The sequence below is a fragment of the Brevibacterium sp. LE-L genome, from assembly GCF_050214925.1.
GTDB lineage: Bacteria > Actinomycetota > Actinomycetes > Actinomycetales > Brevibacteriaceae > Brevibacterium.
Genome location: NZ_CP189759.1, coordinates 473,479 through 489,018 on the forward strand (window position 1 = coordinate 473,479; position 15,540 = coordinate 489,018).

Genomic DNA, 15,540 nt, shown 5'->3' on the forward strand with positions numbered 1-15,540 from the left:
GACCCAGGAGACTGAGTTTTCAGGAAAGGCTGACCTGAGAAGATTCAGAGCAGTCCGGCAAACAGCGATCCGACGAGCGCATCGAGCTGCAGCGAATAGGCGACGATGATCGTCAGCCCGGTGGCGATCCACGCGATCTCCTTGCTGTGGTCGAAACCGCGCAGCGGTGCCCGACCGTACCGGAGGCCGCCGGCCAAGACGATGACGAGATCGATGATCCACCAGATCCCCAACCCGCCGAGGCTGAGCGCCTTGAGCACGCCCGTTGAGTACCGACCGGTGTAGAACCGGTCCAGTCCGAGGAAGCCGAAGAGCAGAGACAGCAGCCAGGTGAGGACGAACGACCGGTTGCCGGAATCGTCGGCAGCCTCGTCGATGCCGACCGGAGCCAGCGGAGGGAGGGGAGTGGCGGGAGAGATCGCGGGAATCTCGGTGGTCGCGGACATCGCTGTGGACTCCCATCCTGTGCTCGCCGGTGCCGGGTCCGATGCTGTCGACGCCGGGGACCCGACGTCGTCGAAGGTATGGCTCCAGCCTAGGGAACCGAGCGGCGCCTCGGCGATGGGGTTATCCCCCTTTGCGGACTGGGCCGCTGACCGGAAGCGTTTGGGGTCGCGGTCCCCGCAGGCATAGCGTTGGTCTCATGAGCACAGGTGAGCCGAGTCCGACGAGCACTCGGCGAACCGTCGTCGCGGTCTTCCTGGCCGGAGTCTCCGTCTTCCTCGTCCTCTACGAGACCCAGGGGCTGCTGCCGGCCATCCGCGAGGCCTACGGCATCGACGGACCGACGGCGAGTCTGACGGTCTCGGCGACGAACGTGGCGATGGCCGTCTTCCTCATCCCGTTCTCGATGCTCGCTCCGCGCATCGGCCATGCCCGTCAGATCGGCGCAGGCGTGATCGTCGCAGCGATCCTCGCCCTCGTCCTGCCGTTCACACCGACTCCCGAGCTGCTCATCGCCGTCCGCTTCCTCCAGGGGCTGGCGATCGCCTCGGTGCCGGCAACGGCGATGGCCTACCTCTCCCTGCGGCTGCCGTCTGCGGCCCTGCCCGGTGCGATCGGGGTCTACATCGCCGGCAACACGATCGGCGGACTGTGTTCGCGACTGCTCACCGGTCTGGCCTCCGAACTGCTCGGCTGGCACGGCGGGCTCGCCTTCACCGCCGCGATCTCCCTGATCTTCGGCCTCATCGTCGTCTGGCTGCTGCGCCACGACCTCTTCGCAACCGCCCGGAGCAGGGCCGTCCTCGACACCGAGTCGACCGTCGACGAGGCGGCCGACCCCGACCCTGCACCCACCGCTGACGACCCCGTACCCACGACTGAGGGCGACGGTGCCCCGCGGCCGCCTCGGCGAGTGATCCCGCTCAGCGGGGGACTGTGGCGGATCTACCTCACCGGTTTCCTGTGCATGATCGTCTTCGGCGGGTCGTTCACGATGCTCGGCACCCGGCTGCAGCAGGACCCGTGGCGGCTGAGCGAGGGCGCGGTCGCCCTGTTCTTCCTCATCTACCTCGTCGGCACCGTCGTCACCACGTACTACGGCCGCCTGGCCACGAAGTTCCCACGCCAGCACATCACTCTGGCCGGGATGCTCATCGCGCTCGCCGGGGCCGGGGCCACCCTCGTCGACTCGCTCGCGAGCATCATCATCGGCATGTCGCTGCTCACCGCCGGCTTCTTCCTCGGGCACACCGGCGCCTCGGCAGCGGCCAGTGCGGCCCGGCCCGGAGTGGACTCGACCCGTTCGGCGGCCATCTACCTCACCGTCTACTACCTCGGTACGAGTCTCGGAGCATGGCTGTCGGCGGTCCTCTTCGTCGACTTCGCCTGGCCCGGCGTCGTCGCGATGTGCGCGGCCTCCCTCATCGCGGTCCTGGTCTTGACGCTGACCGGAGCTCCGATAGGGTTCAAGAAACGCCGCTGATCGGTCGTTCAGGGCCGCCGGAATCCCCGCCGGGCCCACGGCGACCGGCCGGTGCCATGCCGATGCCGGACCGATGAGTGCCGGCCCTGCCTTCGAAAGGTCCTCCCATGCTCGAGACCACGCATTCGACCGTTGTCTGCTCGATCGCCGACGGCGTCGCCCACGTCGAGATCGACCGCGCCGAGAAGCTCAATTCGCTCACCCGTGAGGTCTTCGAAGACCTCGTCGAGGTGGGACTGGCGCTGCGAGACTCCGCCGAGGTCAAGGCCGTGGTCCTGTCCGGTCGGGGACGCGCGTTCAGCGCTGGCCTCGACTTCACCGAACTCACCCGGATCGCCGAGGAGGGGACCGCGACCCGTTCGACCGCCGAGGAGGAATCCGACAGCCGGGCCGAGGGCACGGGCTCCGGGTCCTCCGCCGTCCACATCGGCGAACGCCTCGGCTCCGCCCGGGCGCTGGCGCAGAAGGCCGTGCACATCTGGTCGCTCGTCGAGGTGCCCGTCATCGCCGCGGTCCGCGGACCTGCTCTCGGCGGCGGCCTGCAAATCGCCCTCGGTGCGGACATCCGGGTGGCCGGGCCCGATGCGAAGCTCTCGCTCATGGAACTCAATTGGGGCATCATCCCCGATATGTGCGGCACCCAGCTGCTGCCACGACTCGTCGGCCCCGGTCAGGCGAAGAAGCTCATCGCCACCGCGGACACGATCGGTGCCGAGGAGGCCCTGCGCATCGGCCTCGTCGAAGAACTCGTCGACGACCCGATCGCCCGCGCCCGAGAATTGGCCGCACAGATCGCCGGACAGTCACGCTCAGCGCTCGTGTGGGCGAAGCGCCTCGTCGACCTGTCCTATGATTCCGAACTCAGCGTCGGCCTCGACACCGAACAGGAGGCGCTGGCACAGCTGCTGGGCACCGAGGAGCAGAAACAGGTTGTGGCGACCCGGCTGGCGGCGATGAAGGCGCGCGCGAAACGCTGACCTCAGGACCCGCGGATCGAAGGGAACTCCGGGCGGACGGGATCGATGGTCCGCTCGGCTCCGAGCGCCTCGACGACGGAGGCGAAGGACGAGAGCTGCCGCAGCAGAACGAACGTCGGACGCATGAGCTTGAGCCGGCCCGCAGCCTCGTCGGCGAGGATGCCGCTGACCGAACGCCATTCGCTCGTGTGCGCCTCCGTCGTCTGGTGCTGGGCAGCGTCGAGCTCCGGGGCGGCGATCGTATAGAAATAGGTATCGAACCGTTTGGGGCGGCCCAGCGGGGTCACCCAGTTGGCCCAGGGGACGAGCCCGGCCGGATCGAGCACAGCACCGGTCTCCTCTTCGACCTCACGCACCGCGGCGGCGAGCAGGACCCGCCACCCCTCAGCCTCCTCGGCGATGGTCGAGCGTGACCAGGCGGACGTGTGCACGATCGGGTCGGCGACCGTGATCGTCGAGGCGGTCTGCGCATCGATCGGGTCGACGCGGCCGCCGGGGAAGACGACGACACCGGCGGCGAAGTCCATCGTCGAGACCCGGTGCTGAATGAAGACTTCGAGACCCTCGGCGCCGTCGCGGAGCATGAGTACGCTCACGGCGGGCCTGACGGGCACCGACTCCGCGTTGATGACGTCGGGGCCGCGGCTGGCGCTGTCGGCCACATCCGAACGGTCGGAGCCCTCAGGACTGATGTCTCGAATCACGGTCAGCACCTTCGCTTTCGCCACTTGTCATTGTCTTCCAGTATGCCCGCGCACCCTCGCCGAGGCGGAACCGGGGTCGCGGACGCCGGAGCCCTGCTCGGGTAGGACCGGGGCCGGGCGGCACAGTGCAACCGAGGGGCGCGGACGGATGATGTCCGTGGTCAGAGGGGATGTGCCGGTGTGGCCGCAGACTCGGCACGATACGATAGTGCACAATGCGAATTCCTCAACCTGAGGTGAAAGACCCCACCGGTGACGAACAAGGGCGGGGCTGAACAGGCGATATATGAGCAGTTTCGGGATCTATCCGCTCTTCAACATCAATTCGGCCTGGCCGAATTGGGTGATCATCACCCTTCTGCTGATCGATCTCCTCATCCGCATCATTGCGCTCGGATGGATTCCGCACAACCGCCGGCCCTCGGTGGCACTGGGCTGGCTGCTCGCGATCTTCCTCATCCCGTATGTCGGCGTCGCGGCGTTCCTGCTGCTCGGCTCGGCGAAGCTGCCGAAGCGGCGGCGGGACAAGCAGTCGCAGATGAATGCCCTCATCCGTGACCAGATCCGGAATCGGCCGATCCTCGGGCAGAAGGACCACATGCCCGAACCGCTGAGCACCGCAGCGCAGCTCAACTTCGACCTCGGTGCCCTGCCGATGACCCACGGCAACGACTTCGAGCTCCACGTCGACAATCACGCCTGCATGGAGGCGATGGCCGACGCCGTCGACGAAGCGACGCGATTCGTGCACTTCGAGTTCTACATCGTCGCCATCGACGACACGACGAGGCGGCTGCTCGATTCCCTGCTGGCCGCGCATGCGCGGGGGGTGCGGGTGCGCATCCTCATCGACCATGTCGGCTCGTTGGGGTATCCGGGGTATTCGGAGCTCGTCAAGAGGCTTGACTCCTCGGGCGTCAGCTGGCGTCGAGCCCTGCCGATTCGACCGTGGCGGGGCGAGTACCAGCGGCCCGATCTGCGCAATCACCGCAAGATCCTCGTCGTCGACGGGGATCTTGCGTTCACCGGTTCGCAGAACATCATCGACCGCTCCTACAACAAGGCGCGCAACCGGCGGAAGGGCTTCCGCTGGAAGGATCTCTCGCTCGAGTGCCGCGGCCCGGTCGTCGAAGAGCTCGATGCCGTGTTCATCACCGACTGGTATTCGGAGACCGACGAGATCGTCGACGAACCCGACAGCTTCGACCTCGATGCCCCCGACTCCGGCGGCATCCAGGCTCAGGTCGTGCCCTCGGGACCGGGATTCGAGGATGAGAACAATCTGCGACTGTTCAACCACCTCATCTACAACGCGAATCGCAGCGTCGTCGTGTGCTCACCGTATTTCGTGCCCGACGAGTCGCTGCTGCACGCACTGACCACCGAGGCGCGCTCGGGTGTCGAGGTGCGCCTCTACGTCGGTGAGACGAGCGACCACTGGCTGACCCACAAAGCGCAGCAGTCCTACTATGACGAACTCGTTCGGGCCGGGGTGCGGATCTTCATGTACCACGCGCCGACGGTGCTGCACTCGAAGTTCCTCATCATCGACGACGAAGTCTCGATCATCGGTTCCTCGAACATGGACGAACGGTCCTTTGCGATGAACCTCGAGGTCACGATGTTCATCGTCAATCGTGAGTTCACACAGCGCATGTACGAGCTCGAGGCCGAACGCTACGCCCCGAACTCCGTCGAACTCGACTCCGAGGAATGGGCGAGCCGGTCACTGCTGGAGAAGTACGTCGAGAACGTGGCCCGACTGACGAGCTCCCTGCTGTGAACGAAGCCGGCTACCGTGCCGCTGCTCAGTCGTCGTCGGCGACTCCGGCGGGGCCCTCGTCGTCGAGGTGACGCTCGGGATCGGCCACTGTGTCCTTGGCCTTCGGCGACGGCGTGTGCTTCGGCGAAGCGGTGGTGCTCTTCGCGGCGGTGTCCTGCGCGGACGAGCCGTCCTCGTCACCGTCGAATTCGGAGACGAGCGTGCTCGTCGACGCCACGGCATTGACCTTGTCGGCCGCGGTCTGGACGGCGTCGGCGACGGCCGGTGACTTCTCACGCAGCGACTGGTTGGCCCTGTCGACGGTGTCCTGGACTCGCGGATCGGTCCACAGATCCTGGGCCTGGGCCTTCAGCCGTTCATAGCTCTGGCGTCCGGTGCGCGATCCGAGAATGAATCCGACTCCGAGACCGGCCAGGAGAATCAATCTCTTCTTCATGGTCATGCTCCTCTTCGCAGTTTGCCGACACTGTCTGCCGCACTGCTGTGCGGCACAGATCCGAGCCTCTCGGTGATCAGCGCATGGGCGCTGTGTCCTGTCCCACCAGCTTATACCGTGCAGTGCCCGGTGGGGTATGGATTGCGCAGCCGATGCCCCGAGCGTCGAAGATCAGCCGACGGTGGGCTGCTGCTGAGTGATGCAGTGGATGCCGCCGCCGCGGGCGTAGAGTTCGCGGGCATCGACCCCGACGACCTTGCGACCCGGGTACACCCGCTCGAGCACAGCGGCCGCCTCGGCGTCCATCGGATCATCGAAGGTGCAGGCGATGACCCCGCCGTTGGTGACGAGATGATTGACATAGGAGTAGTCGACCCACCCCTCCTCGTCGCGCAGCACCTCGGGTGCGGGGATCGGCACCACTTCGAAGGGCACACCATCGGCGGTGGTCTCGGCGGAGAACTGTGCGATGAGCGCACGACTGAATTCGTAGTCCGGGTGCTTCGGATCGCGCTGATCGTGGACGAGGACGACGCCGGGACTGGGCATCGTGGCGACGATGTCGACGTGCCCGCGGGTGCCGAAGGTCTGGTTGTCGCGGTGCAGCCCGCGATCGAGCCAGATGACCTTCTTCGCCCCGATCGTGGCCGCGAATTCGGCCTCGACATCGGCTTCGGTCAGTCCCGGGTTCCGACCCGGGTCGAGCTGCACACTGCGGGTAGCCAGCACCGTGCCCTTCCCGTCGACGTGGAACCCACCGCCTTCGTTGCGCAGCGATGAGGACACCACCGGGGTGCCGGCCAGATCCGCGACGAACTCGCCGATGTGCTCGTCGTGATCCCAGCTCGCCCACTCCTGCGCGCCCCACCCGTTGAATACCCAGTCCACCGCGCGCAGCCGGCCCTCGTCGTCGACGACGAAGCTCGGCCCGATATCACGCATCCACGCATCGTCGAGTGCGGCGTTGACGATCGTGATCGGGTGCGTGATCCCCTCGCCGAGGTGGCGCCTGGCACGCTCGGTCTGTGCACTGGTCACGACCACCGTCACCGGGGTGAACTCGCTGGTGGCCCGGGCAACGGCGGCCCAGGTGGCGCGGGCGGCTTCGGCGTCGGCCTCCGTGTCGCCGAGAGCGTAGCCGGAGGATGGGAACGCCATCCAGACCCGGTCCTGGGCGGAGGTCTCCGCGGGCATGTGCAACGTCATCGTTCGTCCCTTCGCTGATGTCCGGTCGAGCACGGTCGGGCGGGCGACCCGGTCCTTCGGGGCTCCGCGCCGCAGCCGTGGAATCTGCCGCTTGGTCGTGATCGGCGATCGTACCGCTGATTCTAGCCAGATCGTCGCCGAGGCGGCCGACGGATACCGTTGCCCGCCCGGAACGGTATCCGCAGCTCTCCCGACCTGGCCTCCGCCGCTCTCCTGCCTCCGGTCCTGCCGCGCCTCGGCCTCTCCCGACAACCGGCGACCCCGTCGGGTGGGCCGGGCGACTCGGTCCGTATAGTCTGCCTGAGGACAGGAAAGTCGGTCGTGCCAAGGGAGGCAGCAGGTGGAAACAGCAGGAGTCCAAGAACCTTTCGGGCGGCAGGGGAGCGGACCTCTGGCCGGGACGGTCGTGGCGGACTTCTCCCGCGTCCTGGCCGGACCCTACGCGACGATGATGCTCGCCGATCTCGGGGCCACGGTCATCAAGGTCGAGGGCAGGACCGGCGATGATACGCGTCACTGGGCGCCGCCTCGGCGAGGGGACGATGCGACGTACTTCCTCACGGCGAACCGGAACAAGCACTCGGTCGTCCTCGATTTCAAGGATCCCGAGGATCTCGAATTCGCACAGCAGCTGGCCGCCGCCTCCGACGTCCTCGTCGAGAACTTCAAGGCCGGGGGACTGGCGAAGTACGGACTCGACTACGAGACGGTGAGCGCGGTGAACCCGGGCATCGTCTACGCCTCGGTGACCGGTTTCGGTCGTGACAATCCGCTGCCGGGCTACGACCTGCTCATCCAAGGGCTGTCCGGGTTCATGTCGGTGACCGGCTCGGAGGAGTCGGGCCCGGTCAAGGCCGGTGTCGCTGTCGTCGACGTCATCACCGGACTCCATACGACGGTGGGCATCCTCGCCGCGCTCGCCCACCGCAAGGACACCGGCATCGGCCAGCTGGTCGAGACGAACCTGCTGTCCTCGGCGCTGTCGGGCCTGGCGAACCAGACCTCGGCGTATGTCGCCGGCGGCGTCGTGCCGCAGGCGATGGGCAACCAGCATCCGAGTCTCTACCCGTATCAGCCGATGCCCACGGCCGAGGGGCAGATCATCATCGCCTGCGGCAACGACAACCAGTTCGCCCGCCTCGCCGAGGTGCTCGGCCACCCCGAATGGGCCAGCGACGAAAGGTTCGCGAACTTCGCCGATCGCAACGTCCACCGCGAGGAACTCGACCCCGAACTCATCGCCGCACTCAGTGAGAAGACGAACCAGGAATGGTTCGACATCCTCACCGAGGCGGGGCTGCCCTGCGCGCCGATCAACTCGATCGCTCAGGGCGTGGACCTGGCATCGACGCTGGGACTTCAACCCGTCGCCGAGGCGGGCGAAGGGGATCGTGTCATCCCCACCGTGGCCAACCCGATCCGGTTGTCCGAGACCCCGGCCAGCTACGAATTGGCACCGCCGACGCTCGGCGAGTCGACCGAGGCGGTCAAGGACTGGCTGCGTTCGCTGCAGTAGGCAGGCATCACCGGCGGCCGTGATCGGGCACGGACCGGGGAAAAGTCCCTTGCCGCTGAAGTACCCTAGTCACTGTGTGCTGTCACCGCGGATGTCTGGGCGCCGCCCCGAATCCCGGTGCCGCCGGAAGTGTTCGCTGAGAGATTCGGAACCGAGATGGACAACAAGCCGACCGAGGCAGCGCCTCGGCGACGATCGGCGGTGAAACGGACCCTGATGGTGATCGCGATGGTGATCACGGGATTCCACCTCTTCGCCAGCTTTCTGTGGATCGCCCCTGCTTCGACGATGCGGGAGGTGATTCCCGGCGATCTGCTCACGAAGTACATGATTCCGATGTGGGGGCAGTCATGGAGCGTGTTCGCGCCCGAGCCGATCAATGGTGACTACTACTTCGACGTGCGTGCGGTGATCAAGACGGACAGCGGCGAGGAGATCACCCAGTGGGTCAGGGCCACAGACGTCGAGCTCGACCACTCCACGTACAAGCTGTTCCCGCCGCGTTCGGCCGGACTCGGCATCGGTGTGGCCTCGGATATCAAGGGATCCTGGGAGGATCTGCCCGATGACCAGAAGGCGATCGTCAAGCTCGACTACTTCAAGGGCGATGATTCGGTCGATCGGCTGACGACGAAGCTCAAGGAATACGACGACCCGAAGAATGCGATCCCGGACTACCTCGAGAGTGAGCACACGGCCACGGCCTATGCGACCCAGGTGGCGAAGGCGATCTGGGGCGACGATGTCCAGCGCGTCCAATACCAGGCGGCCCGACAGAACGTCGTGCCCTTCGCCGACCGCAACTCCAAGAGTGCCGAACGTCCGAAGATCCAGCCGGTTCCCGTGGGCTGGCGTGCACTCGTCGTCGAGGAGCATCAGTCCCAGCAGGAGTTCACGAAGTACTTCTGCTCCTCCGACAAAGTGAGGTGCGTCAGTGAACAGTGACGACACGACCCCGCACGAGGAAGACGACATGACATCGACGAGGAGCGGAACGGACACTGCGACCGAGGTCGGGCACTCCGGTCCGGCCGCCTCGGCGAGGGGAGACGAAGAGTCGCAGGAGAGCATCGGCAGCGCCGGACTCGTCCCGTTGACGACCCTGGTGCGCGCGAAGCTCGCGCACGGCTGGAACTGGCTCGAGGAGATGCTCACCGGTCGCTATCACGCGACCTACGGGCTCGCGGTGACGCGGATCCTCATCGGGTTGACCGGGCTCGGACTCATCCTCACGAACTTCAATGCGCGGCACTACGCCTTCGGCGTGGGGGCTGCATGGAACGGTGAGATCGCCGAACCGAAGAGCGACTTCCCGAGCATCTGGCTCTTCTCCCTCTACCACCGGGCGGTGACGACGCCGCCGCTGTTCACCGCGCTGACGATCGGGCTGGCGCTGCTGGCCATCGTCATCATCCTCGGGTGGCGCACACGGATCGTCCTGCCCTTCTACCTCGTGCTGTGGGTGAGCTTCATCGAGCTCAACGACGGTGCCGGCGACCAGGGCGACAACGCCTACCGCATGTTCATGATCGCGCTCCTCTTCGCCGACACCACCCGCCGGTGGTCGCTCGATGCCAGGCGCCGGGCCCGGAATCCGGAGTTCCCGGAGTCCGACGGCGGGCCGTGGCGGTGGGCGCTCATCATGGCCAACAACCTCGCCATCGTCGTCCTCGCATTCCAGGTGTGTGCGATCTACATGTCCGGCGGCCTGTACAAGGCTGGCGGCACCGCTTGGCAGCACGGATTCGCCGTGTACAACCCGCTGCACACGCAGCAGTTCGGCACTTGGCCGGTGCTGTCGGATCTGATGACGGCGTGGGGGCCGATGGTCGTGGCGATCTCGTGGGGGTCGATCCTCTTCCAGTGCGCTTTCCCGTTCATGCTGTTCAACCGATACACCCGCATCGTCGCGCTGCTCGGCATCCTCTCCTTCCACCTCGGCATCGCGCTGCTCATGGGCCTGCCGTGGTTCTCGTTGACGATGATCGCCGTCGACGCGATCTTCATCCGCGACCGCAGCTTCGCCAAGGTCAGCGCCTATCTGCGGCACTGGTGGGCCTCCTCGGCGCCACGGGCCAACGGAGCGAAGGCTGCTGGGGCTGGCGGTGCGAAGGCCGGGGCTGGGACGAAGGCCACTGGGGCTGGCGGAGCGAAGGCGGCTGGGACGAAAGCCGCCGAAGCGAATGCTGCTTCGTCCTCGAAGCCGGGGTCCTCAGCCGGTAAGAAGTAGCACGTTCGCGGCCCTCTTTCGCTGCGCAGCCGGCGGAGCAGACGCAGGGGCGTTTCACGTTCAGTGCGGCGGGTTTCACAAAAGGTGCATGGGCGCATCACTTTTGGTGCGAGTGCGCGTCACAAAAGGTGCGGTGCATCAGTTCCGAATCTGATGCACCGCACCTTTTGTGTTGCAGGGTGGTTCTCCCGACCGTTGTGTGGCAGGGAACGCCGTTGTGGAGCAGGGGGCGGCCGTGCCCGGCCGGTTCGGCTGCAGGGGCGGGCGCCCACGCACGCTGCGGCTGCAGGGGCGGCCCTGCCGACCGGTGCGGCTGCAGGGGGGCGACCCTGCCACCGCTGCGGCTGCAGGGTGGTTCTCTCCCGCACGCACGCATGCTGCGGCTGTTACCGCTTGGGGCGCAGCTCCAGGCCCTTGGCCTCGGGATCCTCGGGCAGGTCGACCACGACGGTGTCTCCGTCTTGGATGTCACCGGCCAGCAGAGCGCGGGCCAGCTTGTCGCCGATCTCGCGCTGGACCAACCTGCGCAGCGGACGGGCGCCGAATGCCGGGTCGTAGCCTTCGAGGGCCAACCAGTCCTCCGCGCCCTGAGTGACCTCGAGGGAGATCCGACGGTCGCCGAGCCGCTTGGACATGTGTTCGATCTGCAGATCGACGATCGAGGCGAGCTCGGCCTGGCCGAGGGCATCGAAGAGCACGATGTCGTCAAGCCGGTTGAGGAACTCGGGCTTGAACGTCGCATGCACGACGTCGAGGACCTTGCTGCGCTGCTCCTCATTCGACAGCGAGTTGTCGACGAGGAACTGCGAACCGAGGTTCGAGGTCAGGATGAGAATCGTGTTCCGGAAATCGACCGTGCGTCCCTGACCATCGGTGAGCCGACCGTCGTCGAGGACCTGCAGCAGGATGTCGAAGACGGAGGGGTGCGCCTTCTCGACCTCGTCGAGCAGGACCACGGAGTACGGGCGACGGCGGACCGCCTCGGTGAGTTGGCCGCCCTCGTCGTAGCCGACGTAGCCCGGAGGGGCGCCGACGAGGCGAGACACGGTGTGCTTCTCACCGTATTCGCTCATATCGATCCTGATCAGAGCCTTCTCATCGTCGAAGAGGAAGTCCGCCAGCGACTTCGCCAGTTCCGTCTTGCCCACACCGGTGGGTCCGAGGAACAGGAACGAACCGGTCGGACGATCCGGGTCGGCGACACCGGCCCTCGAACGGCGGATGGCATCGGAGACCGCAGCCACGGCATCCTTCTGCCCGATGAGTCGCTGACCGAGGACGTTCTCCGCCCCAAGCAGCTTCTCGATCTCGCCCTGGAGCAGGCGTCCGGCGGGGATGCCCGTCCAGGAGGAGACCACCTCGGCGATGTCATTGCCTGAGACCTTGTCGGAGACCATCGGGTCCGAGTTCTGCCCGGCTTCGGCTTCCGCTTCGGCTGCTTCGGCCTCGGCGATCTCCTTCTGCACAGCGGGGATCTCTCCGTAGAGCAGACGAGACGCGGTCTCGAGGTCCGTGTCGCGCTGAGCCTTGTCGGCAGCGGAGCGCAGTTCGTCGAGCTTCGTCTTCAGCTCACCGACCCGGTTGAGGCCGGCACGCTGGGATTCCCAGGTCGCTTCGAGTCCGCGCAGCTCCTCCTCCTTGTCGGCGAGATCGGCGCGCAGGGCGTTGAGCCGTTCGACGGACGCGGAGTCGGTCTCCTTCGACAGGGCCATGTCCTCCATCTTCAGGCGGTCGACGGCGCGCCGGAGCTCATCGATCTCGACGGGAGCCGAGTCGATCTCCATCCGCAGCCGGGATGCCGCCTCGTCGACGAGGTCGATGGCCTTGTCCGGCAGTCGCCGACCGGTGATGTACCGGTTCGACATCGTTGCCGCGGCGACCAGGGCGCCGTCGTTGATCGAGACCTTGTGGTGGGCTTCGTAGCGCTCCTTGAGTCCGCGGAGGATCGCAATCGTGTCCTCGACACTGGGCTCGCCGACGAAGACCTGCTGGAACCTCCGCTCGAGGGCGGGGTCCTTCTCGATGTTCTCGCGGTACTCATCGAGCGTCGTGGCGCCGATCATCCGCAGCTCACCGCGGGCGAGCATCGGTTTGAGCATATTGCCCGCATCCATCGAGGAATCCCCGCCGGCCCCGGCACCGACGATCGTGTGGAGTTCGTCGATGAAGGTGATGATCCGCCCGTCGGCGTTCTTGATCTCCTCGAGCACGGCCTTGAACCGCTCCTCGAACTCGCCGCGGTACTTCGCGCCGGCGACCATCGCGGAGAGGTCGAGGCTGATGAGCGTCTTGTCGCGCAGCGACTCGGGCACGTCTCCGGCCACGATCCGCTGGGCCAGGCCCTCGACGACGGACGTTTTGCCGACGCCGGGCTCACCGATGAGGACGGGGTTGTTCTTCGTCCTGCGGGAGAGCACCTGAACGACGCGACGCACTTCCTTGTCGCGGCCGATCACCGGATCGAGTTTGCCCTCGCGGGCGACGGCGGTGAGATCGATGCCGAACTTCTCCAGCGACTGCATGGTCTCCTCGGGGTTCTCCGAGGTGACCTTTTTGCCGGCGCGCAGTTCGGGCAGAGCTGCGAGCAGCGCGTCCCGGCCGGCACCATTGGAGCGCAGGGCATCGCCGGTGCCGTCCTGGCCGGCAGCGGCGGCGAGCAGCAGGTGCTCGGTGGAGACGAACTGATCGCCGAGTGCGGTCATCTCCTCCTGCGCGAGATTCATCATCTCGAGCCCGGTCCGAGACAGGCTCGGCTGGCTGACTGAAGAACCGCTGACCGTGGGGAAGCCGCCGATCACGGCTTCGATGGCGGTGAGCACTCGCCGCGGGTCGGCGCCGACCTTGGTCAGCAGGGTGGCCGCGAGAGAATCGGGCTGGGACAGGAGGGCGGCGACGAGGTGCGCCGGTTCGACCTGGTTGTTGTGCCGGGCGACGACGTCGTTGACCGCAGTCTGCAGCGCCTCCCGGGATTTGGTTGTCATCTGTGCGTCCATGCGCAACTCCTTCGTGAAATCGTGTGCTGATCACAGCTCTCGAATGGGACAACACCAACAAAGTTGAGTCTATTCCACTCAACCTTGGATTTCAGCCGAGAATCTCGCCGAGGCGGCCCGCCGTCCCGTATCGCCGACACCAACGCGTCCGGCTCAGTTCGCGAGCACGGACTGGAGGTCGAAGCGGCGCAGGACCTTGTCAGCGATCTCCGGATCCGTGCCGCGTTCACGTCGGGCGGCGAGCACCTCGGCGCGGGCGGTCTGCATCGCCCTCTTCTGCACCTGCAGCATCTGCTCACGGTGTTCCTTGAACGCGGTCACCTGCTCGGAGTTCGCCTGGTCATCGGTGGTTCCGCTGAGCTGGTCGTGGAGGAGCTTGAACCTGGCCCGCAGCGGTTCGACCACCTCGTCGGGCAGGCTGTCGTCGTTCCTGATCTCGCGCATCGCCGCCTTGTAGGCGCGCATCGCGATCGCCTTCGTGGCCTGATGCTCCTTCTCCGCCTCGTCGTCGATGCCCAGGCCCGCCACCGCAGCGGGGAAGGTCAGTCCCGCCAGAACGAGGGTGACGAGCAGGACGATGGCCGCAGCGACGACGATGTAGGACCGGCCCGGAAACGGCATCCCGGATTGCGTGGTCGCGGGAATCGACAGGGCCAGAGCCACCGTGGCCAGACCGCGCATCCCGCCCCAGGTCATCAGGGTGGCATCGCGGACGTTCAGCGGAGCGGCATCGGGGTCGATCTCCCGGCGCTTGCGCTCGATGAGAGTGCCCAGGAGCAGCCAGATGAAGCGGACGGCGATGACGATGACGGCGATGAGCCCGCCGATGAGCAGCGCCCGCCCGAGATCGGCATGCTCGGATTCGATGATGAGACGCAGATCGAGTCCGATGAGGCCGAAGGCGATGCCGGTGATGAGCATCTCGAGGACCTGCCAGGTCGAGTTCTGGGTGACGCGTGCCGCGGAGTTGCCTTCCGTGTCGCGGCGACGGACCTCGAGTGCGGCGACGACGACGGCGATCACGCCGCTGGCGTGGAGGTGCTCGGCGACGAGGTAGACGCCGAAGGGCAGGACGAGCATCAGTGAGGAACGGGCGACCGTGTGGTCGATCTTCTCCATCACCCACCACGCCGCGAACGACAGGACCAGACCGACGGCGACCGCGACGGTGGCGGAGACGATGAATGACACAGCCAGATCTGCGTAGTCGACCTCGGTGCCGGCCAGCACCGCGGCCATCGCGGTCTGGAAGATGACCAGCGACGCCGCGTCGTTGAACAGTCCCTCGCTCTGCAGGGTCGACATGATGCGGCGCGGAATCGACACGGTGCCGGCGACCGCGTCGACGGCGACGGGGTCCGGTGGGGCGAGCATCGCGCCGAGGGCGATGGCCGCGGCGATCGTGATGCCGGGGATGAGGAGGACGGCGGAGCCTGCGACGGCGGCCACGGTCACCCCGACCAGGGCCACGGACATGCCGAGGATCGTGCGCCACCGGATCGCGAACAGTGCCCACGACGTCTTCTGCGCCGCGGCGAAGAGCAGGGGCGGCAGGAACAGGGGGAGCACGAGTTCGGGGTCGATGCCCACCTCGGCGAAGGTGGGGATGAAGGCACCGGCGATGCCGATGAGGACCATGAGCGCCGGCCACGGAAGTCTGAGTCTCTGCCCCAATCCGACCACCACCGAGGTAGCTGCTCCGAATCCGATGATCATCAGCAAAGTGGTCATGATGGTCCCTCTCGACTCCGCTGGACCCGCACCGGGA

The 15,540-nt window shown here is 66.6% G+C and carries 12 protein-coding genes; 6 read left to right on the forward strand and 6 right to left on the reverse strand.

Annotated features, from left to right (window positions below):
- Positions 1 to 44: 44 nt before the first annotated feature.
- Positions 45 to 446 (reverse strand): TM2 domain-containing protein, encoded by a 402-nt coding sequence (locus tag ACQE2J_RS02090; RefSeq protein WP_135541760.1) that lies wholly within the window; start codon positions 444 to 446, stop codon positions 45 to 47.
- Between the two features lie 197 nt (positions 447 to 643).
- Between ACQE2J_RS02090 and ACQE2J_RS02095 the strand changes: the two genes are divergently transcribed.
- A complete protein-coding gene (locus tag ACQE2J_RS02095; protein WP_135541762.1) occupies positions 644 to 1,927 on the forward strand; it encodes an MFS transporter in 1,284 nt (427 codons plus the stop codon).
- A gap of 107 nt (positions 1,928 to 2,034) precedes the next feature.
- On the forward strand, positions 2,035 to 2,904 hold the full coding sequence (locus ACQE2J_RS02100) for an enoyl-CoA hydratase-related protein (RefSeq protein WP_135541764.1): 870 nt from the start codon (positions 2,035 to 2,037) through the stop codon (positions 2,902 to 2,904).
- A gap of 2 nt (positions 2,905 to 2,906) precedes the next feature.
- Here ACQE2J_RS02100 and ACQE2J_RS02105 read toward each other — a convergent pair whose 3' ends face one another.
- Complete coding sequence (locus tag ACQE2J_RS02105; protein WP_135541766.1) at positions 2,907 to 3,608, reverse strand: NUDIX hydrolase; 702 nt, start codon at positions 3,606 to 3,608, stop codon at positions 2,907 to 2,909.
- A gap of 286 nt (positions 3,609 to 3,894) precedes the next feature.
- On the opposite strand from ACQE2J_RS02105, the gene cls reads away from it, so the two are divergent.
- On the forward strand, positions 3,895 to 5,391 hold the full coding sequence (gene cls / locus ACQE2J_RS02110) for a cardiolipin synthase (RefSeq protein ID WP_135541768.1): 1,497 nt from the start codon (positions 3,895 to 3,897) through the stop codon (positions 5,389 to 5,391).
- Positions 5,392 to 5,416: 25 nt separating this feature from the next.
- Here the strand turns inward: cls and ACQE2J_RS02115 are convergent, their stop codons facing one another.
- Positions 5,417 to 5,827 carry a hypothetical protein gene (locus tag ACQE2J_RS02115; protein WP_135541770.1) on the reverse strand — a complete coding sequence of 137 codons (411 nt, stop codon included), beginning with the start codon at positions 5,825 to 5,827 and terminating at the stop codon, positions 5,417 to 5,419.
- A 171-nt stretch (positions 5,828 to 5,998) separates the two neighbouring features.
- On the reverse strand, positions 5,999 to 7,033 hold the full coding sequence (locus tag ACQE2J_RS02120; protein WP_135541772.1) for an agmatine deiminase family protein: 1,035 nt from the start codon (positions 7,031 to 7,033) through the stop codon (positions 5,999 to 6,001).
- Between the two features lie 340 nt (positions 7,034 to 7,373).
- Between ACQE2J_RS02120 and ACQE2J_RS02125 the strand changes: the two genes are divergently transcribed.
- The 3 genes from ACQE2J_RS02125 to ACQE2J_RS02135 all read left to right on the forward strand — a co-directional run bounded on the left by ACQE2J_RS02125 (position 7,374) and on the right by ACQE2J_RS02135 (position 10,779).
- Complete coding sequence (locus ACQE2J_RS02125; protein ID WP_426936969.1) at positions 7,374 to 8,549, forward strand: CaiB/BaiF CoA transferase family protein; 1,176 nt, start codon at positions 7,374 to 7,376, stop codon at positions 8,547 to 8,549.
- 156 nt (positions 8,550 to 8,705) lie between these two features.
- On the forward strand, positions 8,706 to 9,494 hold the full coding sequence (locus tag ACQE2J_RS02130; RefSeq protein ID WP_425119007.1) for a DUF5819 family protein: 789 nt from the start codon (positions 8,706 to 8,708) through the stop codon (positions 9,492 to 9,494).
- On the forward strand, positions 9,484 to 10,779 hold the full coding sequence (locus tag ACQE2J_RS02135; protein ID WP_425119006.1) for an HTTM domain-containing protein: 1,296 nt from the start codon (positions 9,484 to 9,486) through the stop codon (positions 10,777 to 10,779). The genes ACQE2J_RS02130 and ACQE2J_RS02135 overlap by 11 nt, the downstream gene beginning before the upstream one ends.
- Before the next feature lie 386 nt (positions 10,780 to 11,165).
- Here the strand turns inward: ACQE2J_RS02135 and clpB are convergent, their stop codons facing one another.
- Both clpB and ACQE2J_RS02145 read right to left on the reverse strand, forming a co-directional pair.
- Positions 11,166 to 13,772, reverse strand: coding sequence for an ATP-dependent chaperone ClpB (gene clpB / locus ACQE2J_RS02140; RefSeq protein ID WP_425119005.1), 2,607 nt, complete (start codon positions 13,770 to 13,772; stop codon positions 11,166 to 11,168).
- A 153-nt stretch (positions 13,773 to 13,925) separates the two neighbouring features.
- Positions 13,926 to 15,503 (reverse strand): Na+/H+ antiporter, encoded by a 1,578-nt coding sequence (locus ACQE2J_RS02145; protein WP_425119004.1) that lies wholly within the window; start codon positions 15,501 to 15,503, stop codon positions 13,926 to 13,928.
- Positions 15,504 to 15,540 lie beyond the last annotated feature (37 nt).

Bases quoted from the DNA above. Each gene is read 5' to 3' on its own strand.
- ACQE2J_RS02100 (WP_135541764.1), top strand. From the start codon at position 2,035: ATGCTCGAGACCACGCATTCGACCGTTGTCTGCTCGATCGCCGACGGC.
- clpB (WP_425119005.1), bottom strand. From the start codon at position 13,772: ATGGACGCACAGATGACAACCAAATCCCGGGAGGCGCTGCAGACTGCG.
- ACQE2J_RS02130 (WP_425119007.1), top strand. From the start codon at position 8,706: ATGGACAACAAGCCGACCGAGGCAGCGCCTCGGCGACGATCGGCGGTG.
- ACQE2J_RS02145 (WP_425119004.1), bottom strand. From the start codon at position 15,503: ATGACCACTTTGCTGATGATCATCGGATTCGGAGCAGCTACCTCGGTG.
- ACQE2J_RS02090 (WP_135541760.1), bottom strand. From the start codon at position 446: ATGTCCGCGACCACCGAGATTCCCGCGATCTCTCCCGCCACTCCCCTC.
- ACQE2J_RS02120 (WP_135541772.1), bottom strand. From the start codon at position 7,033: ATGACGTTGCACATGCCCGCGGAGACCTCCGCCCAGGACCGGGTCTGG.
- ACQE2J_RS02095 (WP_135541762.1), top strand. From the start codon at position 644: ATGAGCACAGGTGAGCCGAGTCCGACGAGCACTCGGCGAACCGTCGTC.
- ACQE2J_RS02115 (WP_135541770.1), bottom strand. From the start codon at position 5,827: ATGAAGAAGAGATTGATTCTCCTGGCCGGTCTCGGAGTCGGATTCATT.
- cls (WP_135541768.1), top strand. From the start codon at position 3,895: ATGAGCAGTTTCGGGATCTATCCGCTCTTCAACATCAATTCGGCCTGG.